This is a genomic window from Georgenia sp. G2120 (assembly GCF_055326485.1).
The window spans coordinates 374,884-397,234 of the sequence record NZ_JBUZNL010000001.1; the positions used below are offsets into that span (position 1 = coordinate 374,884).

Annotated in this window: 20 protein-coding genes; 7 read left to right on the forward strand and 13 right to left on the reverse strand. The window is 74.3% G+C overall.

The window, feature by feature from the left end:
• Positions 1-522 precede the first annotated feature (522 nt).
• The 4 genes from ACZLMO_RS01855 to ACZLMO_RS01870 are packed head-to-tail and all read right to left on the reverse strand — an operon-like array spanning position 523 to position 4,500.
• Positions 523-1,227 (reverse strand): response regulator, encoded by a 705-nt coding sequence (locus ACZLMO_RS01855; RefSeq protein ID WP_425714775.1) that lies wholly within the window; start codon positions 1,225-1,227, stop codon positions 523-525.
• Positions 1,224-2,741: a sensor histidine kinase gene (locus ACZLMO_RS01860; protein ID WP_463652693.1), complete on the reverse strand. Its 1,518-nt coding sequence runs from the start codon at positions 2,739-2,741 to the stop codon at positions 1,224-1,226. Before ACZLMO_RS01860 ends, ACZLMO_RS01855 begins: the two co-directional genes overlap by 4 nt.
• Before the next feature lie 11 nt (positions 2,742-2,752).
• Positions 2,753-3,577 carry an ABC transporter permease gene (locus ACZLMO_RS01865; protein ID WP_425714777.1) on the reverse strand — a complete coding sequence of 275 codons (825 nt, stop codon included), beginning with the start codon at positions 3,575-3,577 and terminating at the stop codon, positions 2,753-2,755.
• Entirely contained in the window at positions 3,574-4,500 is a 927-nt protein-coding gene (locus tag ACZLMO_RS01870) for an ABC transporter ATP-binding protein (RefSeq protein ID WP_463652694.1), read from the reverse strand. Before ACZLMO_RS01870 ends, ACZLMO_RS01865 begins: the two co-directional genes overlap by 4 nt.
• 243 nt (positions 4,501-4,743) lie before the next feature.
• Here ACZLMO_RS01870 and ACZLMO_RS01875 point away from each other — a divergent pair, with 243 nt between their 5' ends.
• Positions 4,744-5,649 carry a Bax inhibitor-1/YccA family protein gene (locus tag ACZLMO_RS01875; protein WP_425714779.1) on the forward strand — a complete coding sequence of 302 codons (906 nt, stop codon included), beginning with the start codon at positions 4,744-4,746 and terminating at the stop codon, positions 5,647-5,649.
• Positions 5,650-5,989: 340 nt separating this feature from the next.
• On the opposite strand, the gene ACZLMO_RS01880 is transcribed toward ACZLMO_RS01875, so the two are convergent.
• From ACZLMO_RS01880 to ACZLMO_RS01890, 3 genes are all read right to left on the reverse strand, one after another.
• Positions 5,990-6,400 (reverse strand): FKBP-type peptidyl-prolyl cis-trans isomerase, encoded by a 411-nt coding sequence (locus ACZLMO_RS01880; protein ID WP_425714780.1) that lies wholly within the window; start codon positions 6,398-6,400, stop codon positions 5,990-5,992.
• A gap of 160 nt (positions 6,401-6,560) precedes the next feature.
• Complete coding sequence (locus tag ACZLMO_RS01885) at positions 6,561-7,190, reverse strand: response regulator transcription factor (protein WP_425714781.1); 630 nt, start codon at positions 7,188-7,190, stop codon at positions 6,561-6,563.
• The gene (locus tag ACZLMO_RS01890) at positions 7,187-8,455 is read right to left on the reverse strand and encodes a sensor histidine kinase (RefSeq protein ID WP_463652695.1); all 1,269 of its coding nucleotides are present in this window, start codon (positions 8,453-8,455) and stop codon (positions 7,187-7,189) included. The genes ACZLMO_RS01885 and ACZLMO_RS01890 overlap by 4 nt, the downstream gene beginning before the upstream one ends.
• A 107-nt stretch (positions 8,456-8,562) precedes the next feature.
• Here ACZLMO_RS01890 and ACZLMO_RS01895 point away from each other — a divergent pair, with 107 nt between their 5' ends.
• Both ACZLMO_RS01895 and ACZLMO_RS01900 read left to right on the forward strand, forming a co-directional pair.
• Positions 8,563-9,585: a hypothetical protein gene (locus ACZLMO_RS01895; RefSeq protein ID WP_463652696.1), complete on the forward strand. Its 1,023-nt coding sequence runs from the start codon at positions 8,563-8,565 to the stop codon at positions 9,583-9,585.
• Between the two features lie 54 nt (positions 9,586-9,639).
• Entirely contained in the window at positions 9,640-10,371 is a 732-nt protein-coding gene (locus ACZLMO_RS01900) for a M50 family metallopeptidase (RefSeq protein WP_425714784.1), read from the forward strand.
• Here the strand turns inward: ACZLMO_RS01900 and ACZLMO_RS01905 are convergent.
• Positions 10,333-10,908 (reverse strand): hypothetical protein, encoded by a 576-nt coding sequence (locus ACZLMO_RS01905; protein ID WP_463652697.1) that lies wholly within the window; start codon positions 10,906-10,908, stop codon positions 10,333-10,335. The two genes, ACZLMO_RS01900 and ACZLMO_RS01905, sit on opposite strands and share 39 nt — an antisense overlap.
• A gap of 7 nt (positions 10,909-10,915) precedes the next feature.
• On the reverse strand, positions 10,916-12,121 hold the full coding sequence (locus ACZLMO_RS01910) for a GNAT family N-acetyltransferase (protein ID WP_463652698.1): 1,206 nt from the start codon (positions 12,119-12,121) through the stop codon (positions 10,916-10,918).
• A gap of 84 nt (positions 12,122-12,205) precedes the next feature.
• On the opposite strand from ACZLMO_RS01910, the gene ACZLMO_RS01915 reads away from it, so the two are divergent.
• Entirely contained in the window at positions 12,206-12,667 is a 462-nt protein-coding gene (locus ACZLMO_RS01915) for a P-loop nucleotide/nucleoside kinase family protein (protein ID WP_463652699.1), read from the forward strand.
• Positions 12,668-12,709: 42 nt separating this feature from the next.
• On the opposite strand, the gene ACZLMO_RS01920 is transcribed toward ACZLMO_RS01915, so the two are convergent.
• From ACZLMO_RS01920 to ACZLMO_RS01930, 3 genes are all read right to left on the reverse strand, one after another.
• Complete coding sequence (locus ACZLMO_RS01920) at positions 12,710-13,654, reverse strand: aspartate-alanine antiporter-like transporter (protein ID WP_463652700.1); 945 nt, start codon at positions 13,652-13,654, stop codon at positions 12,710-12,712.
• A gap of 74 nt (positions 13,655-13,728) precedes the next feature.
• Positions 13,729-14,295 carry an aspartate-alanine antiporter-like transporter gene (locus tag ACZLMO_RS01925; RefSeq protein ID WP_463652701.1) on the reverse strand — a complete coding sequence of 189 codons (567 nt, stop codon included), beginning with the start codon at positions 14,293-14,295 and terminating at the stop codon, positions 13,729-13,731.
• 94 nt (positions 14,296-14,389) lie between these two features.
• Positions 14,390-15,646 carry an LURP-one-related/scramblase family protein gene (locus ACZLMO_RS01930; RefSeq protein WP_463652702.1) on the reverse strand — a complete coding sequence of 419 codons (1,257 nt, stop codon included), beginning with the start codon at positions 15,644-15,646 and terminating at the stop codon, positions 14,390-14,392.
• 157 nt (positions 15,647-15,803) lie between these two features.
• On the opposite strand from ACZLMO_RS01930, the gene ACZLMO_RS01935 reads away from it, so the two are divergent.
• From ACZLMO_RS01935 to ACZLMO_RS01945, 3 genes are all read left to right on the forward strand, one after another.
• Positions 15,804-16,640 carry a MerR family transcriptional regulator gene (locus ACZLMO_RS01935; protein ID WP_425714790.1) on the forward strand — a complete coding sequence of 279 codons (837 nt, stop codon included), beginning with the start codon at positions 15,804-15,806 and terminating at the stop codon, positions 16,638-16,640.
• Positions 16,641-16,770: 130 nt separating this feature from the next.
• Positions 16,771-19,281: an excinuclease ABC subunit UvrA gene (locus tag ACZLMO_RS01940; protein WP_463652703.1), complete on the forward strand. Its 2,511-nt coding sequence runs from the start codon at positions 16,771-16,773 to the stop codon at positions 19,279-19,281.
• Positions 19,282-19,382: 101 nt separating this feature from the next.
• Positions 19,383-21,593 carry an NADP-dependent isocitrate dehydrogenase gene (locus tag ACZLMO_RS01945; RefSeq protein ID WP_463652704.1) on the forward strand — a complete coding sequence of 737 codons (2,211 nt, stop codon included), beginning with the start codon at positions 19,383-19,385 and terminating at the stop codon, positions 21,591-21,593.
• A gap of 75 nt (positions 21,594-21,668) precedes the next feature.
• Here the strand turns inward: ACZLMO_RS01945 and msrA are convergent, their stop codons facing one another.
• Positions 21,669-22,316, reverse strand: a complete 648-nt coding sequence (gene msrA / locus ACZLMO_RS01950; protein WP_463652705.1) for a peptide-methionine (S)-S-oxide reductase MsrA — start codon at positions 22,314-22,316, stop codon at positions 21,669-21,671.
• Positions 22,317-22,351: the final 35 nt, after the last annotated feature.

The window sequence follows — 22,351 nt, forward strand, 5'->3', positions numbered from 1 at the left end:
GTGGTGATCCGACTCCTCGGCATCTCTACTGCCCCTCGGCGGGCCGACCGCTTGCTCAGCGGACGTGTCGAACAGTCGGTGGACGTGTCGAGTGGACCCCCGCCGCCTGTCGTTTCGGTGCGTTGACCGACTGTTCGGCGGTGATCCGAATCCTCGGCGGCTCTTCAACCCCTCGGCGGGCCGACCGCTTGCGCAGCGGACGTGTCGAACAGTCGGTGGGCGTGTCGAACAGCGGGTGAATGTGTCGAGGAGTCGGTGGACGTGTCGAGTGGACCTCCGCCGCCTGTCGTTTCGGTGCGTTGACCGACTCTTCGGCGGCGATCCGACTCCTCGGCAACTCTTCAACCCCTCGGTGGGGTGCCGAGCAGTCGGCGGAGGTGCGGAGCTCAGCCGCGACTCGCACCGCCCGCGCCACTCGGGCCGGCCACACCAGTGAGGCCCGGATGACGCTCGCACCGCCCGCGCCACTCGGGCCGGCCACACCAGTCAGGCCCGGATGACGTCCGCACCGCCCGCCGCCACTCAGGCCGGCTGCACCACGCCCGTCTCGTAGGCGAGCACCACTGCCTGGACGCGGTCGCGCAGCGCGAGCTTGCCCAGCACGGCCCCCACGTGCGTCTTGACCGTGGTCTCGGAGACGACGAGCTCCCCGGCGATCTCGGCGTTCGAGAGCCCCTGGGCCACGAGGGTGAAGACCTCGAGCTCCCGCGACGTGAGGCTGCCGATCCGCGGGTCGCGCTCGGCGGGGGTCTGCTCCCGTCCCGTCGCGGGCAGTCGAGGGCCGAACATGTCGAGCATCCGGCGGGTGATGCGCGGCGTGATGACGGCGTCGCCGCTCGCCACGCGCCGAATGGCCTCGACGAGGTCGGCGGGCGGCGTGTCCTTGAGCAGGAAGCCGGAGGCACCGGCGCGCAGGCCGGCGAACGCGTACTCGTCGAAGTCGAAGGTCGTGAGGATGAGGATCCGCGCGCCCGGGTGGGAGCGCACGATGCGGGTCGTCGCGTCGATGCCGTTGAGCTCGGGCATGCGCACGTCCATGAGGATGACGTCGGGGCGCAGCGCGGCGGCCTGGGCGACCGCGGTGCGGCCGTCCCCGGCCTCGCCGACCACCTCGATGTCGTCCTCCGCGTCGAGGACCATGCGGAAGCCCATCCGCAGGAGCGCCTGGTCGTCCGCGAGGAGCACGGTGATCACGCCCTGGTCGCTCGACTCGTGCCGGTCGGTCATGTCCGTGCCTCCATCGTCCCGGCGCCCACTCGCAGGCGCGCCTCCACCCGCCACCCAGTATCCGTCGGGCCGGCGGTCACGCTGCCGTCGAACACGGCCACCCGCTCGCGGATGCCGATGAGACCCCGCCCCGATCCGCCCGGCACCGTGGGCTCGCCCCCGGCGACGTTCTCCACGGTGATCGTCACCTGGCCCGCGGTGCGCGCGATCGTCACCGTGATGGCGGGGGAGCCCGGGGCGTACCGCAGCACGTTCGTCAGGCACTCCTGGACGATCCGGTAGACGGTGAGGCTGAGCGTCGTGTCGTCCGGCAGCGGCAGGCCGGTGACCTCGAGGGAGACGGGCAGCCCGGCGCCGCGGAAGGACTCGACGAGGGAGTCGAGCTCGCCGACCACCGGCTGCGGCGCGAGGGGCGCGCTCACGCCGGGAAGGCGGGAACCGGCCCCGACGACGGGGGCAGCGCGCGTGTCGTCCCGCAGCATCCCCACCATCCGGCGCGTGTCGCCGAGCGCCTCGCGCCCCGTGCCGGCGAGTCGCTCGAGCGCGGAGCGGGCGCGGGCGGGGTCGCGGTCCATGATGCGCACGGCGCCGTCGGCGAGGGTGACCATGACGGACAGGGAGTGGGCGAGCACGTCGTGCATCTCGCGGGCGATCCGGGTGCGCTCGGAGCTCACCGCGAGCTGCTCGCGCTGGTCCCGCTCGAGCGCGAGGCGCCGTGCGCGGTCGCCGAGCTGGGCGACCCGTCGGCGCCTCTCGCGCAGGTTCGAGCCGACGAGCGCGGCCACCGCGATGACACCGGCGGCCTCGGCACCGTCGAGCATGCGCGCCCCCTCGCCGCCGAAGACGAGGTACGCGCAGACGGCGACGACGACGGCGGACACCGAGGCGACGACCGTCGTGCGCCCGGGCCGCTCGAGGGCGATGGTGAGGACGAGCACGGCGACGGCGACGATCTCGACAGGGGAGATCCGCGGGGTGACGAGGATGTCGAACACCGGCAACGGCGTCGTCGGGTCGTAGGACCAGATGGTGACGACCGGAGGGTCGGGCTCGAGCCCGGAGTCGGCGATGCGGGCGAGGACTGGCACCGTGAGGGCGACGCCCAGGAGGACGAGCGGGGCGCGACGCCGCAGGAGGATGACGGCCCCGAGCGCGAGGGTCTCGGCGATGCCCACGACCGCGACCGGGGTGTACCGGCTGAGGGCACCGACGATCGCGAGCCCCAGCATGACGACCACGTACGCCGTGGCGAGGACGAGGTCGAGGGCGCCCGGATAGCGGGCGAGGAGTCGGCCGAGTGCCCCGGTCAGGAGCGGGTCGGTCCCCCGGTCGGCCCACCCCTCCGCCCCGAGGGCGTCGTCGTCGGCCGTTCCCGTCCCGGCCGTCCCCCTCCCGGCAGCCCCCGTCCTGGCCCCGGAACGCGAGGCGCCGTCCCCGTCCGGCCGCGGGTGCGCGGAGGTCGCCCCCGGGGAGCCTGGCCGCTCCCCGGGCGCCGTGACCTCCTCGACCGCCACCGGTAGTGCCGTCAGGCGTCGCGGCGGACCATGAGGACCCCGCCGACGGCGAGCGGGACGGCCGCCCACGCGGTCGACACGAGCGCGCCGACCGTGTCGGAGTAGGCCTTCTCCATCCCGAGCATGCCGGTCTCCGGGGCGAGGTAGTCCGCCGCCACGTTGGAGGGCAGGAGGTCGCGGACCGTCGAGACCCACTCCCAGGGGAGGAACTCGAGGATGATCGGGACGAGCATGAGCAGGACGAGCACGGCGGAGATGCCGGCCGCCGTCGAGCGGAAGATCGCGCCGAAGCCGACGCCGAGCACCCCGCACGTCACGGTGTAGAGGACGAACAGGCCGACCACGCGCCACGTGTCGCCGTCCGTGAGGCTGACGGAGTCCATGACGTCGCTGAGGTAGGGGTTGCCCACCGCCCAGGTCGCGAGGAAGGCGACGAGCGTCTGCACGGCGATCGCGATGACGATGAGGACGGTCTTGGCGAGCAGGACCACGATCCGGCTCGGCTGGGCCGCTAGGGTCGCGCGGATCATCCCCGTCGAGTACTCCGACGTCATCGTCAGCACCCCGAGTATCGCCGAGGTGGTGGCGAGCATGCCGGCCACGAGGACGAGGAGGTAGACGCCGTTGATGTCGCCGAGGCCGGGGAAGCCCGACTGGTCGACCGAGTCGGTGATGCCCCAGACGGTGGCCCACTGGAACGCCACGTAGAGCAGGACGCCGATCCCGAGCACCCACCAGGTCGAGCGCAGCGAGAAGAACTTGATGAACTCGGACCGCAGGGTGCCGAGCCAGGTGACGCGGCCGCGGGCGGCGGGCGGTGCGACTGCGGTGCTCATCGGGTGACCTCGCTGCCGGGGTTGTCGCCGGCGCGGTACTCGACCGCGTCGTGCGTGAGGGTCATGAAGGCCTGCTCGAGGCTGGCGCTGCGCGGGCTGAGCTCGTGGAGCTCGACACCGGCGTGGTGGGCGGCGGCGCCGATCTCGGGGGCGGAGAGGTCCTCGACCTCGAGCGACCCGTCCTCGGCCCGCCGGGCGACGGCCTGCGGCGGGAGCGCGGCGAGAAGCTGGTCGACGTGCGGGGTGCGGACGACGACGACGGGACGCACCGAGGCGTCGATGACGTCCTTGACCGGGCCGCCGGTGATGATGCGCCCCTTGCCGATGACGAGCAGCTGGTCGGCGGTCATGCTCATCTCGCTCATGAGGTGGGAGGAGATGAAGACGGTTCGGCCCTCGTCGGCGAGGCGGCGCACGAGCGTGCGGACCCACTGGACGCCCTCGGGGTCCAGGCCGTTGACCGGCTCGTCGAGGATGAGCACCTTGGGGTCGCCGAGCATGGCGGCGGCGATCCCGAGCCGCTGCCCCATGCCGAGCGAGAAGCCGCCGACCCGCTTCCTGGCGACCTTGCTGATGCCGGTGAGCTCGATGACCTCGTCGACGCGCCGCCGGCCGATCCCGTGCGTGGCGGCCAGGCCCCGCAGGTGGGAGCGGGCGCTGCGGCCGGGATGGACGGCCTTGGCCTCGAGGAGCGCGCCGACCTCGTGCAGCGGCGCCCGCAGGTCCTGGTACCGCTTGCCGTCGATCGTCACGGATCCGGCCGTGGGGCGGTCGAGGCCCATGATCATGCGCATCGTCGTCGACTTGCCCGAGCCGTTGGGCCCGAGGAAGCCGGTCACCGTGCCGGGGTGGATCTGGAAGTCCACCCGGTCGACGGCGAGTGTCGGTCCGTAGCGTTTCGTCAGGCCCTGGGCCTCGATCATGTGTCGCTCCCCGGCGGGTGTGGTCCACCGCGCCCGGCGCGGACGCGGTACGCAGGCCAACCTAGTACGTGGCGGTCGTGCCCCGTGGGTGGATATTCCTCTACGCCCTGGGGTGAACGCCCCGCACGGGACCTGTCGTCCGGCGGATCACCGGATAGTCTGGGGTGGAGACACGCCGTCGGCGGACGTCGTCGGTCGCGACACCCATCACGCCCCCCGTGCCTCAGCGGGTAGGAGGATCCCTTGAGCAACCCATACTTCAACCGGAGCGTGTTCTCCGACGATCCGAGGCAGCGCAGCCGCGCGGCCGCATCGACCGCCACCGCCCCGCAGGGCTACGGCCAGCCCGGCTACGCGCAGCAGGGCCAGGCCGGCTTCGGCCAGCAGACCCAGCCCGGCTCGATGCCGATGGGCGGGTTCGAGCAGCAGTACTCGGGCGCGGCCGCCGCGCCGGCCGACACGGGCCGCCTCACCTTCGACGACGTCATCGTCAAGTCCGGCCTCGTCCTCGGCACCGTCATCCTCGTCGGCCTCGCGACCGCGTTCCTCACCCCGATCGAGAACGCGTTCCTCCCGATGATCGTCGGCGCCATCGGCGGTCTCGTCCTCGGGATCGTCAACGCGGTCCGGCGCAGCCCCAGCCCGGCGCTGATCCTCGCCTACGCCGCGCTCGAGGGCCTGTTCCTCGGGGCGTTCTCGATGGTCCTCGAGGGCCAGTTCCCGGGCATCGTCATCCAGGCGGTCCTCGCGACCTTCGCCGTCGCCACCGTGACCCTCCTGCTGTACACGTCGCGCGCCGTGCGCGTGACGCCGAAGCTCACGCGCTTCATGCTCATCGGCATGCTGGGCTACGGGCTGTTCTCGCTCGTCAACTTCGGCATGATGATCTTCGGCTTCTCCGACGACCCGTGGGGCATGCGCTCCGGCGTCGAGATCATGGGCATCCCGCTCGGGATCCTCGTCGGCGCGTTCGCCGTGCTCCTCGCGGTGTTCAGCCTCCTGCACGACTTCGACGGGATCGAGCGCGGGGTCAACGCCGGCCTGCCCCGCAAGTACGCGTGGGCGGCGGCGTTCGGCCTCGCGGTCACGCTCATCTGGCTCTACGTCGAGATCCTGCGCATCCTCGCGATCCTGCGCGGCAACGACTGATCCGAGGCACCCGCTGACGACGGCGGCCGGTCACCCCACGGTGACCGGCCGCCGTCGTTCGTCCGTTCGTCGAGATTGCGGTTCGTCGTCGTCGAGATTGCGGTTGGTGGACGTCGAGATTGCGGTTCGTCGTCGTCGAGATTGCGGTTGGGGCCCCAACCGCAATCTCGACGAACGTGCGCGCGTCCCTGCTGGTCGAGCGTGCGGCTCAGCGGTGCCGAGAATGCGCTTCACATCCGACGACGACGCCGCCACCCGATCGAGCACCACCCGCGGACGGCGCCGACCGAGATGAGTGCCGCCCGGGATCAGTGCCGACCGAGATGAGTGCCGCCCGGGATCAGTGCCGCTCGACGCCCACGATGTCGATGACGAACACGAGCGTGTCCCCGCCGCCGATGCCGGCCTGCGGGACGCCGCGCTCGCCGTAGCCGTGCTCCGGCGGGATCGAGAGCAGGACCCGGGAGCCGACGGTCTTGCCCGGCAGCCCCTCGTCCCAGCCGCCGATGACGACGCCCATGCCGATGGGGAACGAGATCGTCTCGCCGCGCGGGTAGGAGCTGTCGAACACGCCGCCGCCCCACACCTGCCCGTGGTAGTTGACGACGATCGTGTCGCCGGCCTCGACGACCTCGCCGTCGCCGGGGGAGAGGACCTCGACCTGGAGGCCCTCGGGCGCGGTCGGGGTCGGGAACGTGAGCGTGGGGCTCTCGCCGAAGGAGCCGGTGGCGGTGGGCAGCTGCTCGGACATGAACATCCTTTCGTCTGGGGTGCCGCGCAGGGCGGCCGGTGCGACCACGCTACGGGAGGCGGGCCCGTCGGCAGGAGCCGCGTCGGTCCCGGTCGGGGCAGCCTGCCCGACGACGACATGCCCGACGACGACATGCCCGACGACGACCTGCCTGACCCCGTCATCCCTGGTCGACGAACCCCGAGGTGAACGCCCGCACCACCGCCTGCGTCCGATCCCGCACCCCGAGCTTGGCGAGCAGCGACGCGACGTGCGTCTTCACGGTCTCGACGCCGAGGAACAGCTCGGCCCCGATCTCCGCGTTGTTGTGCCCCCGGGCGAGCAGCCTCAGGACGTCCTCCTCACGTGCCGAGAGCGCGGGGAGGGCGGGTCCCGGCGGAGACGTCGCGCGCACGAGCTCGCGGATCGACGCCGGGAACAGCAGCCCCTCGGCCGCCGCCACCGTGCGCACGGCGTGGACGAGCTGGTCGGCGCCCGCCCGCTTGAGCAGGAACCCGTGGGCGCCGGACTCGAGCGCGTCGAGGACGTAGCTGTCGTGCTCGAAGGTGGTGACCACGAGGATGCGCGGCGGGTCGGTGAGCCGCAGCAGCCGCCGGGTGGCCTCGATCCCGTCGATCCCCGGCATCCGCACGTCCATGACGACGACGTCCGGCGAGAGTCGCCGCGTGGCCTCGACGGCCCCCGCCCCGTCCTCGGCCTCCCCGACGACGTCGAACCCCTCGGCGGCGAGGATCGCCGCGAACCCTGACCGCACCATCGCGTCGTCGTCGACGACCAGCACCGCCGTCATGGCTCCTCCTCCACCCGCGCCGGGAGCGTCGCACGGACCTGCCAGATCGGCTCGCCCCCGGAGGGGGGCGCGAGGCCGACGACGAGCGAGCCGCCCAGCGCCTCGACCCGTTCGCGCATGCCGAGCAGTCCGTGACGTCCCGGGCTCCGCCGCCCCCGGCTCCGCCGGCTCTGCTCCGGGCGACCCTGCCCCGGGTGGTCCTCCACCCGCATCCGGTTCGCGATGACGATCTGAAGCAGGCCGTCCGTCACCGAGACGCTCCCCGTCGGACCGTCCACCCCGTGGCGCTGCGCGTTGGTCAGCGCCTCCTGGACCACGCGGTAGGCGACGGCCGCCGTCTCGTCGTCGACCTCGCCGGGGCGCACGCCGACCTCGACGCCTTCCGTCCCGCCCGGGGCGAGGTCCCCGAGGAGCGCGAGCACGTCGGGCAGGCCGTTCCGCTCGGGTTGCGTCGCCGTCCGCCCTGCCTCGTCCCCCCGCCGGAGCATCCCCAGCACGTCGTCGAGCTCGGCGACCGCGCGCTGCGCGAGCCCGGTGATCCGGCCGAGCGACTCGCGGGCGAGCTCCGGGTCTCGCGCGGCCACGCGCGCGCCGGCCTCGGCCTGGACGCCGATCGCCGTGAGCGAGTGCCCGATCGAGTCGTGCAGCTCCCGGGCGAGCGCGTTCGCCGCCCGCAGGCGCGTCCGCTCGGCGTCGGCGTGCGCGAGCCGGTCGGCGGGCGTCGGCCCGAGCACGCGCGGGGCGAGCCGCTCGAGCAGCCGGACGAGGAGCGGTTGCAGCGCGATCCCGCCGGCCAGGAGTGCCACACCGAGCCCGACGAGCACGGCCGGGTGGGCGTCGGCGATCTGGAACGGCACCGCCGTCTCGCGCGTGACCGGGGCGAACGCGGCGACGACGAGGACCACGCCCTGCGGGACCGCCCACAGGATCGTGCCGAGCGAGACGCTGCCGAGGAGCAGGACGACGCCGGCCCACAGCAACCCCCGCCCGCGTGCCTCGAGGGAGGTCGTGTCGAGCGGCTCGGGCACGTCGGTCGCGAGCAGCGCGCGGGCGAGCGCGACCTCGGCGGCCCGGACCGGCGGAGCCAGCAGCAGGGCCACGACGACAGCGGCCGAGACCGCGACCAGCGCGGCGACAGCGACCTGCGCCGGACCGTCGGTGGACACGATCGTCACCGTGAAGCCGTAGCCGAGCCACGCGACGAGCGCGCCGCACGCGCCGCCCACCAGGAGGTGAAGCAGTCCTCGGATCCAGCGGCCGGCCACCCGCACATCGTGGCAGCACGCGCCGCGCCCGGGATCCCTCGCGCGAGGGAGCGCGTCCACCCGGCAGGGGGTGGTGACGGGCACGCGGCCGGCGGGAGCGTCGGGGCATGCACACCACCGACACACCCACCACGACCACGCACGACGACGAGACCCGCCCGCGCCCCGCCGTGCGGACTCCCGACCGCCCACCCGGCGGGCTCCCGCCCGACCGCGCCCCGACCACCGGTACCCCGAGCACCGGGGCCCCGACCGACCGGCGGCAGACCGACGAGCTCCCGCCGGTCGGCCCGGTCCGGCGCGGCCTCGCGGCGTTCGCCATCCTCATGACGCTGCCGTACCTCGCCCTCAAGGTCGCCTGGCTCGCCGGGTCCGACATCGGGCTCGCCGAGGCAGGGTTCGGGGACAGCCCCGGCATGATCGCCCTCAACGTCGCGACCGCCGGGCTCGACGTCGTCGCCCTCGTCCTCGCCGTCGTGCTCATCACGCGCAGGGGGATCCGGGCGCCCGCGCGGCTCATGCTCCCGCCGCTGTGGATCGGTGCCGGCCTGCTCGGGCAGATCCTCGTCTCCATGCCGGTCCAGCTCGTGGCCGGGATCGTCGACCCGCCCGAGCCGACCACGGAGCTCCCGCCGATCGACGGCTGGGTGTTCGGCATGGTCTACGCCGGGTTCGCGGGCCTCGGCATCGGCCTCCTCGGCGCGTTCGCCGTCTACACCTGGACGCGGTGGGGCCGGCGCCCGATGCCGCCCGTCACCGGCGGCGCCCGCGCGTGGCTCGCGACCGCCGCGACCGCCGTGCTGGGCGCGAGCGTCGTCCACCTCCTCGTCACGGACGCCGGCCTGGTCCAGCGGGTCATCGACCTCGGGATCGGGAGCGTCGCCGCCGGCGCGCTGTGGGCGCTGCGGACCGACGGCGCCCGGCGCGTCGCCGTCGTGCTCGCGTTCGCCGGGACCGGCGCGCTCGCGGCGTGGGGCACCTACCTCGGCGTCGTGACGATCGTGCCCAACGACCTCGTGGTCTACGACGACCTCCCGTGGGGCACCGTCGTCGCCTCCGCCCTGCGTGCGCTCGCCGGGATCGTCGGCGGCCTCGCACTCGTCGCCCGGCTGCGCGGCAGCGGCCGGTAGCCCGACCCCGGGACCCGACGTCCACGGCCCCCTCGTCCTTGCGACGATGGGGCCGTGGACGTCGATCAGATCTGGCCGGCCGTGTGGGAGCGCACCCGGCCCACCGATACCCCCGAGGTGGGCACGTGGGCGCTCGTCGCGCTCGGCGCGGCGCTCGCCGTCGTCCTCGTGCCGGTGCTGTGGCGTCTCGTCCGTCCGGCCGTGACGATCGCCCACGAGCTCGGGCACGCCGGGGTCGGGATCCTCGTGGGGCGCCGGTTCACCGGCTTCGTCGTCAGCTCGGACATGTCGGGCCACGCCGTCACCGTGGGCCCTCGGCGCGGGTTCGGCCGGGTCGCCACCACCTGGGCGGGCTACCCCGCGCCGGCGCTGCTCGGCGCCGCCCTCGTCAACGTCGGCCTGCGGGGCTGGGCGGGGATCGCGCTGCTCGCGGCCCTGCTCGTCCTCCTCGTCTCGCTCGCCTTCTCCCGCTCGCTGCACACCGTGGCCGCGGTGCTCGGGGCGGCGGCCGTGGTCGGCGGCGTCTGGTGGTTCGGCGGCCCCGACGGCGCGGCGATCCTCACGCTCGCGGCCGGCGTGTTCCTCCTGCTCGGCGCGTGGCGGCACATCGCCGTGGTGGCGACGACCGGCCGGCGCGGCGACGACCCCGCCCAGCTGGCCGACCTCACCCGCGTGCCGTCCTGGCTGTGGACCGGGACGTTCGTGCTCGTCGCGGCGCTGTGCACGTGGTGGGCGTGGACCGCGCTGTCACCGGTCCTGCCGGCGGACCTGCTGTCCTCGTTCTGACCCGCTGATGCCGGGCGCCGCCCCGGGGCGAAGGATGCGGCGCAGCGCGGCTCCGTAGGCAAGACGCGCGACGACGGCGAGGGCCGGGTCCAGCACGCGCGGCACCCCGGCCACGGCGAGCTCCGCGTCCCACCGCACGACGGCGCCGCCGGCGGCCGGCGCGACCCGGGCGAGGACGACGCCGCGCAGCACGCGCCCGGTCTTGACGAACCGCACGGCGCCGCCCGAGCCTCCCCGGTCGCGCGTCGGCGCCCCGGTCGACGCGACCGAGCCTCCCGGACCTTCCGCCCCTCGACGAGCGGCGACCGCCGCGTCGGTGCGCAGCCGGTCGACGAGCATGTGGTCGTCCACGCGCAGCGGTCCCAGGGCGGTGCGCATGGTGAACCTCTCGCCCCGCAGCAGCGGTCCACGCCGAGCGCGGCCACGCAGCGTCGTCAGCGGCACGACCTCGGCGTGCAGCGCCGGGTCGAGCACCCGCGCGAGGGCCCGATCCGCGTCGAGACCGGTGCGGACCACCAACGCGTACCGCGCGCTCACGGGGCGCTCACAGCTCACGCAGCAGGGTGTCCGCGCCGCCGACCGCGCCGACCCGCACGAAGCCGGCGCGGTGGTAGAGCCGCCGGGCGCCCACGTTGTCCCGCTCGACGCTCAGGCTCACCGCGCGTCGGCCGTCCCGGCGGGCCCGCTCGAGCAGCACGGCGAGCAGCGCTGAGCCGACACCGGCGCCCCGCGCGGACGGCGCCACCCCGATCGACAGCTCCGGGACGTCCTCGGCGACGAACCCGTACCCGGGCCCGTCGGCGGGCAGGAGGCGGAGCCAGGCGGCGCCGAGCACCTCGCCGTCGTCACCGACCGCGACGACGCCGCCCTGGTCCGGCGTCCAGCCCTCGACGTAGCGCGCCACGTCGCCGTCGGCCCGCAGTGCCTCGACCGTGCGCTCCTCTCCGCCCCGCCAGCCCTCCGCGCGCGCGAGCCCGCGCCACAGGTGGGTCTCGTCGTCGGCGCCCGCCGGGCGGACCGTCCACGGCCGGCGCCTCGCGAGGAACACGTGCTCGCGGCCCGGGCGGTCCGGCGCGTCCCGCACCTCCTCCACGGCGAACCCGGCCGCGAGCAGGTCCGCCGTGACCTCGGCCCGGTCGCGGAACCGCAGGGTGGAGTCGGAGACGACGACCGCGCCGTCGGAGTGGAAGGTGTGGGTGAACCGGAAGCTCACCAGCGGCAGATCGACGGCGAGGAGCGTGTACTCCTGAGTGACCTCGCCGGTGCCGGGCACGTCGATCGTCTCGGGCGCGTACCGCCGTCCCCACTCCTCCCACGCCCGGTCCTCCGGGCGGCGCGTCTCGAACGCGAGCAGGCCGCCGGGCACGAGCGAGCGCCGCAGGTCGCGCAGCGTCGCCGACCAGTCCTCGTCGGTGAGAAAGACCTGGGCGACGTTCGCCGTCATGAGCGCGAGGTCCGCCCACGCGGCCGGTGCGTCCGCGGCGGTGCCGACCACCCAGCGCACGGCGTCGGCCCCGGGCTTGGCGCGGGCCACGTCCACGGAGGCGGCGGCGGGGTCGATGCCGACGACCTCGGCCCCGGCCGCGGCGAGGCGGATCGCGAGCGTCCCCGTCCCGCAGCCCAGGTCGAGCACCCGGGCCGCGCCCGCCTCGGCGACGAGGTCGACGTAGGCGTCGAGGTCGGAGCGGTCGGGGTCGAACGGGTCGTAGATCGGGGCAAGGCGGGCGTCATCGAAGATCAGGTCGGGCACGCGGTCAGCCTCCCGCGCGGCCGAGGCACGGCGCCACCGGAATCCCCGTGCCGCGAGGGTCCGGACGCCCGTAGCCTGCGCGCCATGCCCCGCGTCGTCCTCATGTGCGGCCCCGCCGGCTCCGGCAAGTCGACCGTCGCCCGCGAGCTGGAATCGGGCGGGATGGTGCGGCTCTCGATCGACGTCGAGGCCTGGGTGCGAGGCAAGCGCACGATGCCGCTCGACCCGCGGGTGCGGGACGAGATCGAGGACGAGCTCAGGGCCCGGCTGCTCGATCTCGTCCGCGCGGGTCGCGACGTGGTCGTCGACCTCTCCTTCTGGTCACGCGCGATGCGGGACGACTACCGGGAGATCCTGAGCGCGACCGGGATCGTGCCCGAGACGATCTACCTGGCCACGCCGAAGGACGTGTGCCTCGCCCGCCTCCGGGCCCGGGCGGCGGCGCACGCGGACGACTTCGCCCTCGACCCGGCGCTCGCCGAGCGGTACTACGACCACCTCGAGGTCCCGACGCCGGAGGAGGGACCGCTCACGGTCCTCCGGTGAGCCGGGTGTCGCCCCGGTCCGCAGCGCCGAGCCCGCCAGGGATCACAGCGCGACGACGCCCTGCACCACGACGATCTTGACGACCACGGCAAGGGCGAACAGGGCGGAGTAGCCGGACTCGGCCCGGTCGTCGTCGACGATGGACGTCACGTGCCCGAGCAGCACCGGCTGACCGATGAAGCCGGCCATGGCGCCGGCCGTGCGCGCCGTGGACAGGCCGGCGAGACGGCCGAGCAGCGCGAACAGCGCGAGGACGACGAGCAGGAGGACGACCGACGAGAGCGCCACGGCGAGCCCGGTGGCGGTGAACGCGGTCGAGCCGAACGCCTGCCCGCTCGCGAGGCCGACGGTGGCGAGGAAGAACATGAGCCCGAACTGCCGGATCGTCAGGTTGGCGGCCAGCGGCATCGTCCACACGAGCGGCCCGGTGCGCCCGAGCCTGCCGAGCACGAGCCCGACGACGAGGGGCCCCGCCGCGCTGCCGAGCGCGAGGCTCGCGCCGCCGCCGAGCGGGATCGCGACGAGACCGACGGCGACACCGATCGCGATGCCCAGGCCGAACGGGAGGAAGTCGACCTCGGTGACGCGGCGCTCGGAGTCGCCGAACACGCGGCGCAGGTCGCCGAGCCGCTCGCGGGGGAACACGACGCGGATGCGGTCGCCGAGCTGGAGCGTCATGTCGTGCTGGGCGAGCAGGTCGCGGTCCCCGCGGCGCACGCGGGTGATGACGCCACCGAACCGCGCGGGGATCCTCAGGTCGGCCACCGTGGCCCCGGCGACCGCATGGTCGGACAGGACGAACCGCCGGTAGGTCACCACGGAGTGGTCGTCCGCGAGATCGATGGGTGCGGCGGTGCCGAGCGCGTCCGCGGCGGTGCGGACGGCGTCCGGCACGCCGACGAGGAGGACGCGGTCCCCGGTGCGCAGGGCGTCGTCGGGGTCGGCGACCGTGACCGCGCCGTCCCGCAGGAGGTAGGAGACGCGCACGCCCGCCGGCTCGCCGGGGAGGAAGGCGATGCCGGGGATGTCGGCGATCGGCCGGGGACGGGTGACGTCGACGGTCAGCGTGACAGGCCGGCCGCGGACAAGGGAGCCGGGTCGCGGCGCGCCGGGAGGTCGGTGCGGGCCACGCGGGAGAGGACGAGCAGCGTGACGACGACCGCGATCGGGTAGCTGATCGCGTAGCCGACGGCCGGGTCCGTCGATCCGCCGAGCGCGTCGCTCGCGGCGGCCATCGCCGGCGTGGCCGTCAGGGAGCCCGAGAAGAGCCCGCCGGTGATACCGGGCCCGAGGTCGAGCACGGTCCCGGCCACCACGGCGAGCAGCCCGAACACGACGACGAGGACGGTGGCGCCACCCATGAGCGGCGCCTGACGCCGGAGGTCGCGGAAGAACGACGGGCCGGCCGCGATGCCGATGGTGTAGACGAACAGGGTGAGCCCGATGGACTGCGCGAGCGCGAGCCCCTCGCCGAGCCGTGGGTCGAGCGCGCCGAGCGCCAGCCCCACGAACAGCGCCCCGGCCGCCCCGAACCGCAGCGGGCCGAAGGGGATCGCGCCGAGGGCGGTGCCGAGCGCGACGACGAGGAACACCGTCAGCAGCGGCGTCCCCGCCAGGATGTCGAGCACACATCCACGCTAGCCCCGCCGGGTGAGGGCGCGGCTGTGATGCGTGCGGCAGACCCGCGGCGCTCGCGGACGGACCCGTGCCGCCCGCCGGTCCTCAGTTCCTCTTGCCCCGGATGAGGTCGAGCGCGATGGTCGCCCCGATGACCGCCAGGCGCTCCCGCGGGCCGGCCCGGTCCTCGAGCTCGACCACGTAGCGGTCCTTGCCCGAGAGGAAGCCGGCCGACGACCGGGACACGCGGGCGAGGCGCGTGCCGCCGTCGACGACCTCGAAGTCGAAGTCCCAGAAGCTGCCGTGCAGCTCGAGCAGCCCGCCGTCGGTCACCTCGACCTCGACCTTTGTCGCGAAGAACGCGCTGCGCTGGACGACGTGCGCCAGCGAGGAACCGGCGCCGTCCGTGAGGACGTACCGGTCCCGGCCCCAGTCGCGCGTGTCCTCCACGTGCATGAGGACGGTGCCGTCGGCGTCGGCCACCTCGAACGTGCGGCTGCCTCCCCAGAAGCCCGAGCCGGTGGTGAGGACGCGGCCGACCGCCCGGTCGTGCTCGTCGAGGATGTCGAAGTCGTTGGACAGGAACGACGTCACCTGGTGCATGACGACGACGTCCTGGTCGACCAGCGAGGGCGTGCTCGCCTGGGCTCCCGCGTCCTCGCCGGTCCGCCCCAGCTCGCTGCCGTCCGCAGCGGTGGCGCCGGTACCCGCTGCGCCTGCAGCGACGCCTGCCGCGGCGCTGTCCCCCGTGGTGGCTGCCGGGTCCGGCTCCGCGTCGCTTGGCGCCTGCGTGGCCTCCTCCGGCAGCGGCTCCGGGTCGCTGGCCCAGAACGCCTTCGCCTCGGCCACGCGCTCGGGGTGCGGGTGGTTCTCGTTGAGGAGCTGGAGGCTGACGACGCTCAGGTGCGGGTTCGCGCCGCGGTCGGCCACGAGGAGGACGGGCTCGGGGCCCAGCTCGGCGCGCACCTCGGGAGAGCCCAGGGCGGAACCGAGGGCGGCGAACAGCTGGAACTCCCACTCCTCGCGCTCGGCCTCGGAGACGTGCGTGCCCGCCCAGTGCCCGATCTCGATCTCGAGCGCGCGGAGCCCGGCCGACGCCGCGACCTCGGTCGTGGGCCAACCCGGGGCCCACCACCGGGCCCGTGCCCCGTCGTCGGACCCGGTCGTCGAGGTGTCCGCAGCCGGGCCGACCGCACCGCCCGCGTCCGCCGGGGCCAGCGCGGGGACCCACGAGCGACCCGCGGAGTGCACGACCGCCGCCGCCGGCACGGTCCCCGGGTCGCGGCCGGCGAACAGCTCGCGGAAGACCTGGGCCAGAACGGCCCGGAGACGGGGGGCAAGGGTCTCGAGGAAGGACTCCATGCCGACACGGTAGGAGGACGCCGACCCCGCGGACCCGTCGGAGCGGGGGAGCGCTCTCCACCCTGTGAGAGGCGCGTCGACGCCGCGACGTGCGGACCTCGCGCCGTCGGTGCAGGGGCTTGCTCCTCACACCGTGGCAGGGGCCAGACTCGTGCGCATGGCCGACGACCGACCCCTCGCCATCGGGCAGTTCTCCCAGCGCTGCCGCCTCAGCGTCCGCATGCTCCGGCACTATCACCAGCACGGCGTGCTCGTGCCGGACCACATCGACGACGGCGGCCGCCGCTGGTACGCGCCCGAGCAGCTCGCCGACGCCGCCGACGTGCGGCGCCTGCGCGACGTCGGGTTCTCCGTCGCGGCCATGCCGGCCCTGCTCGCCGCCCGCGGCACCCCCGCCCTCGCCGACGCCCTGCGCGCGCAGCGCGTCGTCGTCGAGCAGGAGCGCCGCGACGCCGCCGCTCGGGTGAGGGCCATCGACCGCATGATCGACCAGGTGAGAGGACAGGACATGAGCATCGAGATCGACCGACGGACCACGGTACCCATGACGGTGGTGGCTCTGCGCGGCACCATCCCCACGTACTCGGACGAGGGGCAGCTGTGGGGGCGGATGATGCCCGAGCTCGAACGCCAGGGGATCCGGCCGACCGGGCCGGGCGGCGTGTTCGAGCACGACCCGACGTACGTCGAGCGGGACCCGGACGAGTCGGTCTACCTCCCCGTGGCACCGGGCACCACCGCCGAGGCCCCGCTGGAGGTCGTCGACGTGCCCGCCCAGGAGGTCGTGGTCGCGCGCGTCGTGGGCCCGTACGACCAGATCAGCGACGCGCACGCCCTCATCGGCGACCGCGTGACCACCGACGGCCTCACCTTCGCCGAGCCCGCGGCGGACGGACTCGTGGGCAAGGTCTTCAACACCTACTACTCCGACCCCTCGAGCACCCCCGAGGACGAGCAGGTGACGGAGGTCCACCACCCCGTCGTCGCCGGCTGACCCGCGGCATGCCCGACGACGGCGCCCGGCCGGCCGGAGCGGACCGGCCGGGCGCCGTCGTCCGCGCCTCGCGGGCGGGCGACCGCCGTCGCGGTCCACGGACTCCGGGCGTGGCTGGCACGATCGGGGGGTGACGGATCCCGACGACCAGCCGACGACGATCCGCGTCCTCGGCGCCGCCGTCCACAACCTGCGCGGCATCGACGTCGACCTGCCGCTGCGCCGCCTCGTCGGCATCGCCGGCGTCTCCGGCTCGGGCAAGTCCTCGCTCGCGATGGGCGTGCTCTACGCCGAGGGGTCGCGCCGGTACCTCGAAGCGCTGTCCACCTTCACCCGCCGCCGGCTCGCCCAGGCGCCGCGGGCGGCGGTCGACTCCGTCGAGCACGTGCCCGCGGCCCTCGCCCTGCGTCAGCGCCCCGGCGTCCCGGGCATCCGGTCGACGTTCGGGACGACGACCGAGCTGCTCAGCGTGCTGCGCCTGATGTTCTCCCGCCTCGCCGCGCACCGCTGCCCGAACGGCCACACCCACCCGCCGACCCTCGACGTCGCCGCCGAGGTCCCCCTCACGTGCCCGGAGTGCGGCGAGGTGTTCGACCCGCCGGGCGCCGAGGACCTCGCCTTCAACGCGGCCGGCGCGTGCCCCACCTGCTCCGGCACCGGCGTCGTCCGGGACGTCGACGACGACACCCTCGTGCCCGACCCGTCGCTGACGATCGACGAGGGCGCCGTCGTGCCGTGGCGGACCTTCAACTTCAACGTCCAGCCGGACATCGTGCGCGAGATGGGCGTGCGCACCGACGTCCCCTACCGCGACCTCACCGACGACGAACGGGCGATCGTCCTGTCCGGCCCCGAGGAGAAGCGCCACATCACGGTCTCCACCCGCAACGGCCTGCACGAGCTCGACTTCACCTTCCGCAACGCGCGCCTCACGGTGACCAAGGAGCTCGACCGGGCCGGCGACGAGAAGCGCCTGGCCCGGGTGTCGAAGTTCCTCTCCGAGGGGGAGTGCCGCGCGTGCGGCGGGACCCGCCTCTCGGACGCGGCCCACGCGCCCCGCATCGGCGGGAGCAGCCTCGCCGACGTCACCGCGCGCACGCTCGACGACGTCCTCGCGTGGGCGCGGACCGTCGGCGCCGACCTCCCGGCGGAGATGCGCCCGATGGCGGACGGCCTCGCCGAGACGCTGGACCGGATGGGTTCCCGGCTCATCGACCTCGGCCTCGGCTACCTCTCCCTCGACCGCGCCGGCTCGACGCTCTCGACCGGCGAGCGGCAGCGCGCCCAGCTCGCCCGCGCGGTGCGCAACCGGACGACCGGCGTGCTCTACGTCCTCGACGAGCCGTCGATCGGGCTGCACCCGGCGAACGTCGACGGGCTGCTCGGTGTCGTCCGCGACCTTCTCGCGGACGGGAACTCGGTCGTCGTCGTCGACCACGACGTGGCGGTGCTCCGGGAGGCGGACCACCTCGTCGAGATCGGCCCGGGCTCCGGCCCCGACGGCGGCCGCGTCGTCGTCTCAGGAAGCGTCGCCGACGTCGTCGCGCACCCGGCGTCCCGCCTCGGCGGCTTCCTCGACGGCAGCGAACCCGTCGTCGTGCGCGAGCGCGCAGCCGCGGGGGACGTGTTCGCCCACGGCGCCGTCCACCTCGCCACCGACGCGATCCACACCGTCCACCCGCTGACCGTCGACGTCCCGCGCGGCCGGCTCACCGCCGTCACCGGGCCGTCCGGCTCGGGCAAGACGACCCTCGTCCTCGAGGGCCTCGTCCCCGCGCTCGCCGCGGCCGCCGCCGGCGAGCGGCTCCCGTCGCACGTGCGCGACCTCGACCCGGCGGGCATCGAGCGCGTCCAGCTCGTCGACGCCACCCCGATCGGGATCAACGTCCGCTCGACCGTCGCCACCTACTCCGGCGTGATGGACGAGCTGCGCCGCACGTTCGCGCAGGAGACCGACGCCGCGGAGCGGGGTCTCACCGCCGCCGACCTCTCCCACAACACCGGGTCCCTGCGCTGCCCGAGGTGCGACGGCACCGGCCAGGTCACCCTCGACGTCCAGTTCCTGCCGGACGTCGACGTCCCCTGCCCGGACTGCCGCGGCACCCGGTTCGCCCCCGACGCCGACGAGGTCCGCCGCCCCGTGCCCGGCGGCGGCACGATCTCCCTGCCCGAGCTGCTGGGGCTGACGGCCGCCCAGGCCCTCGACGTCGTCGGTGACGTCCGCCCGGTCGCGCGCCGGCTGCGCACCCTCGTCGACCTCGGGCTCGGCTACCTCACCCTCGGCGAGGACACCCCGGCGCTGTCCGGCGGGGAGGCACAACGGCTCAAGCTCTCCGCCGAGCTCACCCGCCGCCAGGAGGGCACCCTGTTCGTCCTCGACGAGCCGAGCGTCGGCCTCCACCCGCTCGACGTCCGCGTGCTTCTCGACGTCCTCCAGCGGCTCCTCGACCGCGGGGCGACCGTCGTCGTCATCGAGCACGACCTCGACGTGATCGCCAACGCCGACCACGTCGTCGACCTGGGGCCCGGCGGGGGAGAGGACGGCGGGCGGATCGTCGCCACCGGCACCCCGGACGAGGTCGCCGCCGACCCCGCCGGGCTCACCGGCCGGTACCTCGCCCGCCACCTGGGCACCCGCTGAGCGAGGCGGTCCGTGGCCCCGCCACGGCGTCGTCGGGCTCCTCGATCGGATAATCTCGACGTCGAACCATCCCCGGCCCCCGAGGAAGAGGCTGCACGACGATGTCCACGATCATCTTCACGCTCACCGACGAGGCGCCCCGGCTGGCGACCTACTCCTTCAAGCCGATCGTCGAGGCCTACGCGGGCGCCGCGGGCATCGAGGTCGAGTCCCGGGACATCTCGCTCGCCGGCCGCATCCTCGCCGCCTTCAGCGACCGGCTCCCGGCCGACCAGGTCGTCTCCGACTCCCTCGCCGAGCTCGGCGAGCTGGCCCGCCGGCCCGAGGCCAACATCATCAAGCTGCCCAACATCTCGGCCTCCCTGCCGCAGCTGCGCGCCGCGATCGCCGAGCTGCGCGAGCAGGGCGTCGACCTCCCGGACTACCCGGAGAACGCGGACACGCCCGAGGCCGCCGACGTCCGCGCCCGCTACGACGCCGTCAAGGGCTCGGCCGTCAACCCGGTGCTCCGCGAGGGCAACTCCGACCGCCGCGCGCCCGTGGCCGTGAAGAACTACGCGAAGGCGCACCCGCACCGCATGGGCGAGTGGTCCGCCGACTCGCGGACGAACGTCGCCACGATGGGCGCCGGCGACTTCCGGCACAACGAGCAGTCCGTCGTCGCGCCCGCCGAGGACGTGTGGCAGATCCGGCACGTGGCCGCCGACGGAACTGCGACCGTCCTCAAGGAGCGCGTCCCGGTCCAGGCCGGCGAGGTCGTCGACTCCTCGTTCATGTCCGCCGCGGCGCTCGACCTGTTCCTCGCCGAGCAGGTCGCGCGCGCCACGGCCGACGGCGTGCTCTTCTCGGTCCACCTCAAGGCCACGATGATGAAGGTCTCCGACCCGATCGTGTTCGGCCACGTGGTCCGCGCCTTCTTCGCCGACGTGTTCGACCGCTTCGGCGACGACCTCGCGGCCGCCGGGCTCAGCGCCAACGACGGCCTCGGTGCGATCCTCGCCGGCGTCGACGCCCTCCCGAACGGCGCCGAGATCCGGTCCGCGCTCGACGCAGCGATCGCCGCCGGCCCCGAGCTCGCCATGGTCGACTCCGACAAGGGGATCACCAACCTCCACGTGCCGTCCGACGTCATCGTCGACGCCTCCATGCCCGCGATGATCCGCACGTCCGGCCACATGTGGGGGCCGGACGGCGAGGAGCACGACACGCTCGCGGTCATCCCCGACTCCTCGTACGCCGGCGTCTACCAGGCCGTCATCGAGGACTGCCGCGCCAACGGCGCGTTCGACCCGGCCACGATGGGCACCGTCCCCAACGTCGGCCTCATGGCCCAGAAGGCCGAGGAGTACGGCAGCCACGACAAGACCTTCGAGATCTCCGCGCCTGGAAAGGTCGAGGTCGTCGACCCGAGCGGCACCGTCCACATGTCCCACGACGTCGAGGCCGGCGACATCTGGCGCGCCTGCCAGACCAAGGACGCCCCGATCCGGGACTGGGTCAGGCTGGCCGTCACCCGCGCCCGCGCGACCGGCGTCCCCGCCGTGTTCTGGCTCGACGAGGCCCGTGCCCACGACCGCAACCTCATCGAGCTGGTCCGCACCTACCTGAAGGACCACGACACCGAGGGCCTGACGATCGAGATCATGGACCCGGTCTCGGCCACCCGGTACTCGGTCGAGCGCATCCGCCGTGGCGAGGACACGATCTCCGTGACCGGCAACGTCCTGCGCGACTACAACACCGACCTCTTCCCGATCCTCGAGCTCGGCACGAGCGCGAAGATGCTGTCGGTCGTGCCCCTGATGAACGGCGGCGGCCTGTTCGAGACCGGCGCCGGCGGCTCCGCCCCGAAGCACGTCCAGCAGCTCGTCGGCGAGAACTACCTGCGCTGGGACTCCCTGGGTGAGTTCCTCGCGCTCGCCGAGTCGCTGCGGCACCTCGCGGACGTCGACGGCAACGCCGGCGCCCGGGTGCTCGGCGACGCGCTCGACCGCGCCACGGAGAAGCTGCTGACCGAGGGCCGCTCGCCGGCCCGTCGCCTCGGCCAGATCGACAACCGCGGCTCCCACGCGTGGCTCGCCACCTACTGGGCGGCCGAGCTCGCCGCGCAGACCGAGGACGCCGCGCTCGCCGAGCGCTTCGGCCCCGTGGCCGCGCAGCTGGGCGAGCAGATCGAGGCCATCGACGCCGAGCTCATCGCCGTCCAGGGCAGCCCCGCCGACATCGGCGGCTACTACCGTCCCGACGACGCCAAGGCCTCCGCGGTCATGCGCCCGTCCGCGACCCTCAACGCGATCGTCGACGGGATCTGACGGGCCAGAGCCCTCCCCGACGCGCAGCGGCCGCCCACCGGCAGGTGGGCGGCCGCGGTCGTCCCCGGGCCTTCGTCAGGCCACGTTGCAGGTCAGCCCGTTGGGGCCGTGGTTGCAGTAGCCGCGCGGGTTCTTCTCCAGGTACTGCTGGTGGTAGTCCTCGGCGGCGTAGAACGGCTGGTCGCCGAACGCGTCGATCTCGGTGGTGATGGCGCCGCCGCCGACCTCGTCGATCGCGGCCTGGAACGTGGCGCGCGTGCGCTCGGCGGCGTCGCGCTGCTCCTCGGTGGTCCACCAGATCGCCGAGCGGTACTGCGAGCCGACGTCGTTGCCCTGACGGTCCTTCGTCGTCGGGTCGTGGTTCTCCCAGAACGCCTTGAACAGCTCGTCCGGGGTGACGACCGCGGGGTCGTAGGCCACGAGGACGGCCTCGGCGTGCCCGGTCATCGCGGTGCACACCTCCTCGTACGTGGGGTGGGGGGTGTAGCCGCCCGTGTAGCCGGCGGCGGTGCCGACGACGCCGGGGATGCGCCAGAAGATCCGCTCGACACCCCAGAAGCAGCCCATGCCGACGTAGAGCACCTGGGTGCCCTCGGGCCACGGGCCGAGCAGCGGGGCGTCGAGGACGATGTTGCGGTCCGGCGGGGCGTACGCGGGCGTGGACCGGCCCGGGAGCGCGGTCTCGGCCGAGGTGGGGCGGACGGGGCGGGCGAACAGGCTCATGGGCTGCTCCCTTCGTCGGGCGCCCGGAGGCGCGG

What these genes read in the sequence shown, in the direction of transcription:
- ACZLMO_RS01855 (WP_425714775.1), bottom strand. Translation starts at nt 1,227, where the DNA reads ATGACCGACCGGCACGAGTCGAGCGACCAGGGCGTGATCACCGTGCTC.
- ACZLMO_RS01865 (WP_425714777.1), bottom strand. Translation starts at nt 3,577, where the DNA reads ATGAGCACCGCAGTCGCACCGCCCGCCGCCCGCGGCCGCGTCACCTGG.
- ACZLMO_RS01870 (WP_463652694.1), bottom strand. Translation starts at nt 4,500, where the DNA reads ATGATCGAGGCCCAGGGCCTGACGAAACGCTACGGACCGACACTCGCC.
- ACZLMO_RS01880 (WP_425714780.1), bottom strand. Translation starts at nt 6,400, where the DNA reads ATGTCCGAGCAGCTGCCCACCGCCACCGGCTCCTTCGGCGAGAGCCCC.
- ACZLMO_RS01885 (WP_425714781.1), bottom strand. Translation starts at nt 7,190, where the DNA reads ATGACGGCGGTGCTGGTCGTCGACGACGACGCGATGGTGCGGTCAGGG.
- ACZLMO_RS01895 (WP_463652696.1), top strand. Translation starts at nt 8,563, where the DNA reads ATGCACACCACCGACACACCCACCACGACCACGCACGACGACGAGACC.
- ACZLMO_RS01915 (WP_463652699.1), top strand. Translation starts at nt 12,206, where the DNA reads ATGCCCCGCGTCGTCCTCATGTGCGGCCCCGCCGGCTCCGGCAAGTCG.
- ACZLMO_RS01930 (WP_463652702.1), bottom strand. Translation starts at nt 15,646, where the DNA reads ATGGAGTCCTTCCTCGAGACCCTTGCCCCCCGTCTCCGGGCCGTTCTG.
- ACZLMO_RS01935 (WP_425714790.1), top strand. Translation starts at nt 15,804, where the DNA reads ATGGCCGACGACCGACCCCTCGCCATCGGGCAGTTCTCCCAGCGCTGC.
- ACZLMO_RS01945 (WP_463652704.1), top strand. Translation starts at nt 19,383, where the DNA reads ATGTCCACGATCATCTTCACGCTCACCGACGAGGCGCCCCGGCTGGCG.
- msrA (WP_463652705.1), bottom strand. Translation starts at nt 22,316, where the DNA reads ATGAGCCTGTTCGCCCGCCCCGTCCGCCCCACCTCGGCCGAGACCGCG.